The organism is Achromobacter sp. (assembly GCF_057314935.1).
In genome coordinates, this window is the sequence record NZ_DBHKZA010000001.1 from 159272 (window position 1) to 170218 (window position 10947).

The 10947-nt window shown below is 65.0% G+C and carries 7 protein-coding genes; 5 read left to right on the top strand and 2 right to left on the bottom strand.

The genetic code is table 11. From position 1 onward, the window contains the following. The first annotated feature begins 11 nt into the window (after positions 1–11). Both ACO6D5_RS00730 and ACO6D5_RS00735 read left to right on the top strand, forming a co-directional pair. Positions 12–341 carry a DUF2818 family protein gene (locus tag ACO6D5_RS00730; protein ID WP_006223763.1) on the top strand — a complete coding sequence of 110 codons (330 nt, stop codon included), beginning with the start codon at positions 12–14 and terminating at the stop codon, positions 339–341. 334 nt (positions 342–675) lie between these two features. After that, positions 676–2937: a TonB-dependent siderophore receptor gene (locus ACO6D5_RS00735; RefSeq protein ID WP_315526712.1), complete on the top strand. Its 2262-nt coding sequence runs from the start codon at positions 676–678 to the stop codon at positions 2935–2937. 75 nt (positions 2938–3012) lie between these two features. On the opposite strand, the gene serB is transcribed toward ACO6D5_RS00735, so the two are convergent. Together serB and mfd are read right to left on the bottom strand one after the other, a co-directional pair. Then, positions 3013–3870, bottom strand: a complete 858-nt coding sequence (serB, locus tag ACO6D5_RS00740; RefSeq protein ID WP_485824337.1) for a phosphoserine phosphatase SerB — start codon at positions 3868–3870, stop codon at positions 3013–3015. Between the two features lie 22 nt (positions 3871–3892). Next, complete coding sequence (gene mfd / locus ACO6D5_RS00745) at positions 3893–7357, bottom strand: transcription-repair coupling factor (protein WP_485824341.1); 3465 nt, start codon at positions 7355–7357, stop codon at positions 3893–3895. Positions 7358–7404: 47 nt separating this feature from the next. Here mfd and ispD point away from each other — a divergent pair, with 47 nt between their 5' ends. The 3 genes from ispD to ACO6D5_RS00760 all read left to right on the top strand — a co-directional run bounded on the left by ispD (position 7405) and on the right by ACO6D5_RS00760 (position 10897). Continuing rightward, positions 7405–8088 carry a 2-C-methyl-D-erythritol 4-phosphate cytidylyltransferase gene (gene ispD / locus ACO6D5_RS00750; RefSeq protein ID WP_006223767.1) on the top strand — a complete coding sequence of 228 codons (684 nt, stop codon included), beginning with the start codon at positions 7405–7407 and terminating at the stop codon, positions 8086–8088. Further along, complete coding sequence (gene ispF / locus ACO6D5_RS00755) at positions 8085–8576, top strand: 2-C-methyl-D-erythritol 2,4-cyclodiphosphate synthase (RefSeq protein WP_485824338.1); 492 nt, start codon at positions 8085–8087, stop codon at positions 8574–8576. The genes ispD and ispF overlap by 4 nt, the downstream gene beginning before the upstream one ends. Before the next feature lie 266 nt (positions 8577–8842). After that, the gene (locus tag ACO6D5_RS00760; protein WP_485824339.1) at positions 8843–10897 is read left to right on the top strand and encodes a DUF4344 domain-containing metallopeptidase; all 2055 of its coding nucleotides are present in this window, start codon (positions 8843–8845) and stop codon (positions 10895–10897) included. The last annotated feature ends 50 nt before the right edge of the window (positions 10898–10947 follow it).

The following is a 10947-nucleotide window of genomic DNA, read 5'->3' on the forward strand; positions in this document are numbered from 1 at the left end:
GGATACCAGCCATGAACCAGACGCTGGCGGTATGGCTGTTGATCGCGCTGGCCTTGGTCAGCGCGAACCTCCCGTTCCTGACGGAACGGGTATTCGCCGTCCTGCCCTGGAAGCAGGGCGGGGAGGCCGCCGTCAAACCGTTCTGGCTGCGTCTGCTTGAAGTGCTGGTGTTCTACGCCATCGTTGGCGCGCTGGGCTTTGCGTTCGAATCCACCTTGGGCAACCGCTTTGCCCAGACGTGGGAGTTCTACGCGATTACCCTGAGCTTGTTCCTGGTGCTGGCCTATCCGGGCTTCGTGTACCGCTACTTGTTCAAACGGCATCCCCGCTTGCGCACCTGAAGGCCCGCCAAGCCGCCAAACGCCCCGTCAGGGGCGTTTTTTTTTGCGTCCGTGAAATGTGCTTGATCGTCCTCCAAAGCGCGTGGCGGCGCTTCCAGGCATGTCCGCGTGGACATCGCATGCGTGCCACTGCGCTCATGAAGCCGCATCATCCGTCACCGTTAAGTTCCGTTATAAAGCATGATTAATAACGAACGTGCGGCTATAAGTGTTGTTTTTTCATCTTTAACGTGAGGCAATTGCTTTCATTCAGGTTTCATTCAGTGAGCAGGATCAAAATCGCAACCGGTAAAAAAACAAGAATCGTTGCTATTCATATTCTGGAGAAGCTGGTTTGAAGCCCCAAGATTCGTATTCGCTGAATACGCTCACTACCTCGCTGGCCGCCGCCATCGCCGCGCCCGCCCTGTTCATCAGCCCCTACGCCGCCGCGCAGTCCGCGGATTCGGGCGTGACGCAGCTTGCCCCGGTACGGGTGGAAGGCGAAGGGTCTTCCTACCAGACCAGCACGGTGCCGTCGCCGAAGATGACCGCGCCGCTGCTGGACACGCCGCGCACGGTGCAAGTCGTGCCGAAACAGGTGATCCAGGACCAGGCTGCCTCCACGCTGCAGGACGTGCTCCGCAATTCGCCGGGCATCACGTTCGGCGCGGGCGAAGGCGGCCGCCCGGGCGGCGACCTGCCGATCATCCGTGGCCAGAATGCCGCGGGCAGCCTGTTCCTGGACGGCATCCGCGATTCAAGCACCCAAGTGCGCGACACCTTCAACCTCGAACAGGTGGAAGTGATCAAGGGCCCGGACTCGGTGTATTCCGGCCGTGGCGGCGCGGGCGGCAGCATCAACATGGTCAGCAAGGCGCCCAAAGCGACGGACTTCACCGAAGCCACGGCCCAGATCGGCACGGATAACAACTACCGCGCCACGATCGACAGCAACTGGCGCCTGGCCGACAAGGCGGCGTTCCGCCTGAACGTGATGGGCAACAAGGGCGATGTGCCTGGTCGCGACGATGCCGTCAATTTCGAGCGTTGGGGCGTGGCGCCGTCGCTGATGCTGGGCGTGGGTACGCCAACCCGCATCACGCTGAGCTACTACCACTACCAAGACGACAGCATGCCGGATTACTCCATCCCGTATGACCCGAAAACGGGCCAGCCGGTGACGGAGACGATGGGCGTGAGCCGCAAGACGTTCTACGGCCTCAAAGGCCGGGACTTCATGAGCACGCGCGATGACGTCGCGACCGTCGATTTCCAGCACGATTTCTCGGACAAGCTACAACTGCGCAACGTGACCCGCTATGGCCGTGGCACGACCGATTTCGCCGCCACCAACCCGGACGACAGCAAGGGCAACGTGCCCAACGGTCTGGTCTACCGCGCGCTGAAGTCGGGCTACTACGTCACCAAGAGCTTCGCCAATCAGACGGACCTGACCGGTGAATTCGACACCGGCAGCTTGAAGCACACGTTCGACCTGGGCTTCGAATACAGCAACATCAAGCAGGACAAGGACAGTTATACCCAAAGCATCGCCAACGGCCCGATGGCGTGCAAGGTCAGTGCGACCGACCTGTCCAACCCGGCCCTGTGCGCGTCTCTGTGGAATCCGGATCCGGGCACCGACTATACCGGCCACCTGACCCGCGCCGACAATCCGGCCCGCTACAACACGGATACGGTGGCGTTTTACGGCTTCGACACCATCAAGTTCAACGAGCAATGGCAAGCCAGCCTGGGTGCGCGCTGGGACAACTACCGTACCAGCGGCAGCAACATCGCGAAGGGCCGCAACGATCCGGCCTCCACGCCCGCGTTCTACAGCACCAGCCGCGAAGACAACCTGTTCAACTATCAGGTGGGCCTGGCCTACAAGCCCGTGCCCAATGGCACGATCTATGCCACGTACGGCACGTCGTCCACGCCGTCCGCCATCGCGGCCGGCGCCATCAGCGATGCCGCGTCGATCACGAGCTCGTCGCTCGAGCCCGAAAAGAGCCGCACGGTTGAACTGGGCACCAAGTGGCAGGTGTTCGACGACCGTCTGACGCTGTCCGCGGCAGCATTCCACGACATTCGCAAGAACACGAGCGTGGCCGTGTCCGCCACGGAGGTGGCGCAAGTCGGCGAGGCCAAGGTGCGCGGCATCGAACTGGGCTTCTCGGGCAACATCACGCCCAAGTGGAACGTGTTCGGCGGCTACACTTTCATGGACAGCGAAGTGACCAAGGGCGCCTACAACAGCGGCGCCGTGGGGCAGGACCTGCCCAACACGCCGCGCAACGCCTTCAGCCTGTGGACGACCTACAAGGTCTTGCCCAAGCTGACGGTCGGCGGCGGCGCCTATTACGTGGACAAGCAGTTCGGCAATGCGGACGCCTCCAGCAACGCCGACGGCACGCCCAAGGCGCGCTGGGTGCCGTCATACTGGCGCTTCGACGCCATGGCAGGCTACGAATTCAACGAGCACTTCTCGGCGCAGTTGAACGTGTTGAACCTGTTCGACGAAACGTACTACACCAAGGCCTATGCGGCGCACTATGCCGCACTGGGCACGGGTCGCGCGGCATTGCTGTCGCTGAAGGTCCGGTACTGATCCGGCGCCGCAATGAGAAAAGCCACCGCAAGGTGGCTTTTTTTCATGGCGACGATGCCGCCTGTCTGCGGCCGGTCAGCTTTCGAACCAGTTCAGCACACCGTCCAGGCCCGTCACGTTCAACGCGAAGCGGGTCTGTTCGCGCACCAGCGGCTTGGCGTGATAGGCGACCGGGAAGCCCGCGGCGCCCAGCATCAGCAGGTCGTTGGCGCCATCGCCCATCGCGATGATCTGCTCTTTCGTGGCGCCATGCGTGCGGGCGAACTCGCGCAGGTAGACCGCCTTGGCGGAGGCATCCAGGATGTCGCCCACGACCTGACCGGTCAACAAGCCGTTGTCGATCTCCAGCGTGTTGGCGTGCGCGCTGTCGAGCTTTAACCGTTCGCGCAGGCGGTCGGTGAAGAAGGTGAAGCCGCCTGAGACCAGCAGGACTTTGATGCCTGCCGCCTGCGCGGTGCTGATCAGGCGTTCGGCTCCCGGGTTCAGCCGCAGCTTTTCCACATAGACCTGTTCCAGCGCTTCGGCCGGCACGCCTTTCAACAGCGCGACCCGGCGGCGCAGGCTTTCCGCGAAGTCCTTGATCTCGCCGCGCATGGCGGCTTCGGTGATCTCGGACACCTTGTCTTTCACGCCCACCACGCCGGCGATCTCATCAATGCATTCGATGTTGATCAGCGTGGAATCCATGTCCATCGCCAGCACCTTGCATTGCGACAGCTTGAGGCCGGCAGGCAGAAAGGCCACGTCCACGCCGTTGCGTTCGGCCCAGGCGACGACTTCCGCGCGGGTCAGGGCGTCATGCTGCACGTCCAGCAGACGGGCGGCGGTGTTGCTGATGCGTGCCACGCCCTGGGCTTGCGCCAGGGCAGCCAGCTGTTCCGCGTGTTCGATGGTCAGGCCGGGAGATTGGACGACAAGGTGATGGGTAGTCATAAAGTTGCGAAGGTTGGCGGGTTCACTTCAAGGCGCGCAGCACGACGCGCACGGCGTCGGCGCGGGCGGCGATCTGCGCGGCCTTGATCTCAATCCGCAATTTATCCTGTCCAGCCAGTTTGATGTTGCGTTGGCGTTGCACAAGTTCAATGATCCGGCCGGGATCGACCGTAGTTTTCGGGCCGAATTGCAGCAGGGCCTGCGTTTCGCTGGCGTCGATCTTGACGATGCCCAGCGGTTGCGCGGCCAGGCGCAGGCGGTGCGTGGTCAGCAGCGTCTGCGCGGCCTCGGGCAGTTTGCCGAAGCGGTCGATCAGTTCTTCCTGGATGTGGATGAGATCGTCCTCGTCGGCGGCGTGGGCCAGGCGCTTGTAGATGCCCAGGCGCGCATGCACGTCGGCGCAGTAGTCCGACGGCAGCAGCGCGGGCGCATGCAGGTTGACTTCGCAGGCCAGGTTGAAGGGCGCGTCCAGGTCGGGTTCTTCACCGGCGCGCAGAGCGCGCACGGCCTCGTTGAGCATCTCGTTGTACATCGAGAAGCCCACTTCCTGGATGTTGCCCGATTGCGAATCGCCCAGCACTTCGCCCGTGCCGCGGATCTCCAGGTCGTGCATGGCCAGGTAGAAGCCGGAACCCAGCTCCTCCATGGCCTGGATCGCTTCCAGGCGCTTTTTGGCGTTGGTCGTGATGGCGTCCTCGCCCGGCGTCAGCAGGTAGGCGTAAGCCTGATGGTGCGAACGCCCCACGCGGCCGCGCAACTGGTGCAGCTGGGCCAGCCCGAAGCGGTCGGCGCGGTGGATCACGATGGTGTTGGCGCTGGGCACGTCGATGCCCGTTTCGATGATGGTCGTGCACAGCAGCACGTTGTAGCGCTGCTGGTAGAAGCCCTTCATTACCTGTTCCAGCTCGCGCTCGGGCATCTGGCCGTGGGCGACCGCGATGCGGGCCTCGGGCACCAGCTCTTCGAGGCGGGCGCGGCGGTTGTGGATGGTCTCGACTTCGTTGTGCAGGAAGTAGCACTGGCCGCCGCGCTTGAGTTCGCGCAACAGGGCTTCGCGCAGGGTGCTGCCGTCTTCGCGCCGCACGAACGTCTTGATCGCCAGGCGCTTTTGCGGCGCGGTGGCGATGACGGAGAAGTCGCGGATGCCTTCGAGCGACATGCCGAGCGTGCGCGGGATGGGCGTGGCGGTCAGCGTCAGCACATCCACTTCGGCGCGCAGCGCCTTCAGCGCTTCCTTCTGGCGCACGCCGAAGCGGTGCTCTTCGTCGATGATGACCAGTCCCAGACGTTTGAATTTCACATCTTTGGACAGGATCTTGTGCGTGCCGATGACGATGTCGACCCGGCCGTCGTTGATGCCTTCGATGGCGGCCGCCACTTCCTTGGCCGACCGGAAGCGCGACAGTTCCACCACACGCACCGGCCAGTCCGCGAAGCGGTCCGAGAAGGTCTGGGCGTGCTGCTCTGCGAGCAGGGTGGTGGGGCACAGCAGGGCGACCTGCTTGCCGTTGGCCACCGCCAGGAAGGCCGCGCGCAGCGCCACTTCGGTCTTGCCGAAGCCCACGTCGCCGCACACCAGCCGGTCCATGGGGCGGCCCGACGTCATGTCCGCCAGGACGGCCTCGATGGCAGCGGCCTGGTCGGGCGTCTCTTCGAAGCCGAAACCTTCGGCAAACGCCTGGTAGTCGTTCAGCGGCAGGTTGAAGGCGAAGCCTTCGCGCGCAGCGCGCTGCGCATACAGCGCCAGGAGCTCTGCCGCGGTGTCGCGCACCTGCTTCGCGGCCTTGCGGCGCGCCTTGTCCCATTGGCCGGAGCCCAACTGGTGCAGCGGCGCGGCTTCCGGATCGGCGCCGCTGTAGCGGGCGATCACGTGCAGCTGCGAGACGGGCACGTACAGAGTGCTGCCGTTGGCGTATTCAAGATGGAGAAACTCCATCTCGCCTTCGCCCATGTCCATGTTGACCAGGCCATGGTAGCGGCCGATGCCGTGCTGCGCATGGACGACGGGGTCGCCGGCGCGCAGTTCGGACAGGTCGCGCACCATGGCTTCGACGTTGCTGGCGCGCTCCTGGTCGCGCTTGCCGCGGCGCCCGGTGTTGGCCAGGCCAGGGTACAGGTCGTTTTCGGTCAGGAAGGCCAGATTGGCCTGCGGCAGCCCGAAGCCGGTGGCGAGCGGCGCGGCGACGATGCCGAAATTCGCGTCGGACGCCAGGAAGGCTTCGATGGTGTCCGGTTGCGCGTCAGGCGTGACGCCGAACTCGTTCAGCATCTGCACCAGGGTCTCGCGCCGGCCGGCGGAGTCCGCGCACAGCAGCACGCGGGTCTGGCGCGTTTGCACCAGCGCGCGCAGCTTGGCGATCGGATCGTCCGAACGGCGCGCCACGCTGACGTCGGGCACCGCGCGGAAGTCGGGGTGCGGCTCGCCGGCGGTGAGCGACAGGCGGCGGAATTCCTTCAGGCGGGTGTAGAGCGTTTCGCTGTCCAGGAAAAGCGCGGACGGCGGCAGCACCGGACGCTCGCGGTCGCTTTTCAGAAAGCCGTAGCGGCTGGACGTGTCGTGATTGAAACGCTGGATCGCGTCGTCGATATCGCCGACGGTGACGGTGACGGTCCCTGCGGTCAGGTAATCGAAGAGCGTCGCCGTTTCCTCGAAGAAGAGCGGCAGGTAGTACTCGACGCCGGCAAACGGGATGCCGTTGCCGATGTCCTTGTAGGGCAGGGCGCGGGACGGATCGCCTTCGAATATTTCGCGAAAGCGCGCGCGGAAGCGGGTCCGCGAATCCTCGTCCATCGGGAATTCGCGGCCGGGCAGCAGCTGGACCTCGCGCACGGGGTACAGGCTGCGTTGCGTGTCCACGTCGAAACTGCGGATGGTCTCGATCTCGTCGTCGAACAGGTCCAGCCGGTAGGGCACCGCCGATCCCATGGGGAACAGGTCGATCAGCCCGCCGCGCAGGCAGAACTCGCCCGGCGCGGTCACCTGGGTGACGTGGTTGTAGTTGGCCAGCGTCAGTTGCGCGCGCAGGGCGGCCTCGTTCAGCTTGTCTTTCTGCTTGAACGAGAACGTGTAGGCAGCAAGGAACGACGGAGGTGCCAGCCGGTACAGCGCGGTGGTGATCGGCACGGTCAGCACGTCCACCGTCTTCATCATCAGCGAATGCAGGGTGTGCAGGCGCTGGGAAATCAGATCCTGGTGTGGCGAAAACGCGTCATAGGGCAGCGTTTCCCAGTCGGGTAGCTGGCGCACGCGCAGGTCCGGGGCGAACAGCTGGATCTCTTCCGCCAGGCGCTGGGCCTCCACCGGCTCGGCCGTCAGGATGACCACCGGCGCGGCCGCCTGCCTTGCCAGATCCGCCAGCAACCAGGCGTCTCCCGAGCCCGGCGGGCGGGGCTGCGCATAGCGCGCGCCGGGTTTCAGCGCGGACAGGGTAGGGGCGGTCGCCGGGACGGGCGGCGCGGCGGTGGCGGGGGAAGTGGGGGTGGGCATCAGGGTGGGAGCAGGCATCAAGCGGAAGATTATAAAATCACCGCACCATGTCTGACTCAATCATTGCGATCGTTCCCGCCGCGGGTGTCGGCGCCCGTGCCAGCCAGCCTGGCGCGCAGGCCGTGCCCAAACAATATCGTCCATTGGCCGGACAGCCGATGTTGCGCCATGCGGTGCGCGCGCTGCTGGCCGACGACCGGGTGTCCCAAGTGCGCGTGGCCGTGACGCCGGGCGACGGGTGGGTGGACGCGGCTCTGGCCGGTCTGCCCCGGACAGTGTGGCGGGCCTGCGGCGGCACGACGCGGGCCGACACCGTTGCCGGCGCGCTGGCAGACAGCGGCGTGGCCGACGATGCCTGGGTGCTGGTCCATGATGCGGCCCGTCCCGGCCTGCCGGAAGCCGCGCTGCGCCGCCTGATCGACGCCTGCCTGGCCGACCCGGTGGGCGGCCTGCTGGCATTGCCCGTGGCCGATACGGTCAAGGGTGGGCACGAGCGGGTGGAGCGCACCCTGGACCGCAATGGATTGTGGCTGGCGCAGACGCCGCAGATGTTTCGGGCCGGCGTGCTGCGCGATGCGCTGACGGCGGCCTCCGTGAATGGCGTGACCGTCACCGACGAGGCGTCGGCCCTCGAGGCCGCCGGGTACGCGCCGTTGCTGGTTCCGGGCGCCTTGCGAAATTTCAAGGTGACGTGGCCGGATGATTTCGAACTGATGGAAAAATGGCTATGAGCATTCCTTTTCGCGTCGGGCAGGGCTTTGACGTGCACGCGCTGGTCGAAGGCCGCCCGCTGATCATCGGCGGGGTCACGATCCCGCACACGCATGGCCTGCTGGGGCATTCCGATGCGGACGTGCTGTTGCACGCGATCACCGATGCGCTGCTGGGCGCGGCGGGCCTGGGCGACATCGGCCGGCACTTCCCCGACACCGATCCCGCATTCAAGGGCGCGGACAGCCGTGTGCTGCTGCGCGAGGCGATGGCGCGGGTGCGCCGCGCGGGCTGGGTGCCCGTGAACATCGATGCGACGCTGCACGCGCAGGCGCCCAAGATCGGCCCGCATGCGCCCGCCATGGTGAAGAACATCGCCGCGGATACGGGCCTTGCCGAAACCGAGGTCAACATCAAGGCAAAGACCAACGAAGGGCTGGGATATCTAGGCCGCAAGGAAGGCATCGCGGCGACGGTCGTGGCGCTGCTGGCGCGCGCGGACTCGTGATGTCGCGTGTCGCCAATCGACGACACCTCCCCGCTGACGAAGCCCCGGTAATCCGGGGCTTTTACTTTGATATACATCTTTAACAAATGAATAAGCGGGTCAGATTGATCTGGAATATCCTGCGCACCTCAATCTGCCCACCAAGAGACATTCAGATGCGTTTACGCGGCGTCGCCCTGTTTTCGGCCCTAGTTGCACTCAGTGCGCCCGCACACGCCGAGTTTGAACAACAGCTGGGTCCCCTGGCGAACGTTGTAAGACAGCAAATGCTGCAAGGCTGGACGGGGGAGGTGCAGGACGGCTGGTTCACGCTGCGCAATCCCGCCACGCCGGGCAGCGAACAGACGCTTTATCTTCGCGTAGGTCCTGCGCCCGAGCAGGGCCGCGTCACCGATGTGAACGTCGTCGTCAATTCCCAGAATCCCAAGGCTTCCATTGGCGTGGCGCTGAACAATCGCGCCACCAAGGGCTTGTGCCTGATCGAGATCACCGCCGACAAGAACACCATCCTGTTCTGTCTGGAAGGCGACAAGCGCCGCGATATCGCCACGGTGCCCAGCCTGGCCAAGCTGGATGGCTCTGACCGCATCAAGGTGGTCGAGTTGCCGGGCGCAGCGCGGTTCATCGTGAACGGCAAGATCATCGGCGACGTGACCGATTCTTCCGCCGTGGGCGGCGATATCGGCATCATGGCGTACGACGTGGGCACGTTCGGCATCGCGGACTTTTCGATCAATACCGACCTGGCGCCCCGGCAGGGCGCGCCTGCGCAACAAGGCGGCGGCTTGCCCCCGCGCAGCGGCGCTGGCGCGCCGGCTCCGCAACCTGCCGGCTTGCCGCCGCGAGGGGGGGGCGCGGGTGGCGGCGCCAGCGCGCCGCAGGGCACGCAGCCGCCTGCCGCGGCCCCGGCACCCAACAATTCGGGCGGCTCCGGCTTGGCCGGCGCCGGTCCGTATCCGCGTTTTGGCGGCGACACGATGCGTATCGTATCGGTGTACGTCGGCATCATGCGCAGCATTTTCATGCATGAGTTCGGCCATGCGTTGATCGGCGAACTGGAATTGCCGTCCACGGGCGCCGAAGAAGATGCGGTGGATATCTACGCCGCCTTGCAGATTGTCGAGCCGACGATGTACCCGTCGGCGGACGAAGACTCGAACACCATGGCGCGTGACGCCGCGACCTACGCCGCCTTGCAGTGGTATTACAGCGGCAAGCTGGCGGAAAAGCGCGGGGCGTCCGAATCGTCGGCCTGGCAGGACGAGCACACGGGCGACCTCAAGCGCTTTCGCAACATGCTGTGCATCATGTATGGCGGCAATCCGGCCGTGTTCGAATCGGTCGCCAAACACGTGGGCCTGGAAGACCGGACCAAGGCGCGTTGCGCCGACGAATTCAACAAGCAGAACCGCGCCTGGCGCAAGATCCTGGCGCCGCACACCCGTGTCGGCACTTGGTCGCCCGACGGCCAGCAGCCGGCCAACGCGCCCGGCGCGCCGGTCAACGTGGTCTTCGAACCGTCCAAGCGCAAGATCGGCAATCTGTTCGCCAGCGCCCTGTCGGACGCGATTTCGACCAACATCAAGCTGCTGGGGCAAACCTATGTGTTGCCCAGGCCGGTGAACGTGGTGTTCAAAGACTGTGGCACGCTCAACGCCTGGTACAGCCCGCGCGAAGGCTCGATCACCATGTGCTATGAGCTGATCGAGAACATTGCGGTGATGATCTCCGACATCGAAATGGGCACGGTGGGCGGGGAAGTCGTGCCCGCAGGCGGCGGCAAGGCGCCTTCCCAACAACCGCAGCAGCAGCCGCAACAGCAGCCCAGGCAATCGCCGCCGGGGCAGGGGATGCCGCCGAGCGCCATCGACGAACTCAAGGATATGGGCGTGCCTGCCACGTTCCTGCTGTTCCCCTCACCGTATAAGGGTCCGACGCCGAACCAGATCAACCGCGCCAAGCTGATCACGACCGGTGACCTGGTCGGCATGATCAAGAACGACAGTAATCTGCTGATCGTCGACACCAGCGGGCTGCGCGATACGCTGCCCATCGGTTATCCCCTGGCCGATGCGGGCTCGGATGGCAGTGTCACGGACCAGTTGCAAAGCGCCCTGGATGCCTGGCTGCTGAAAAAGGCGAACAACAATCGCCGTGCGGCGGTCGTGTTCGTGGGCGCCAGCATGAACGACCGTTCGTCGTACAACGCGGCGTTGCGCGCCGGGTCGCTCGGCTGGACCGCCTATTGGTACCGCGGCGGCGTCGAAGCCTGGGTGGCCAACGGTTTGCCCACCACCGCCGACATGGCGAAGAAGAACTAAGCGTTTCGGGCCCGGCCCGGCGCCATCCCAAAGAAAAACCCGCCTGGTTG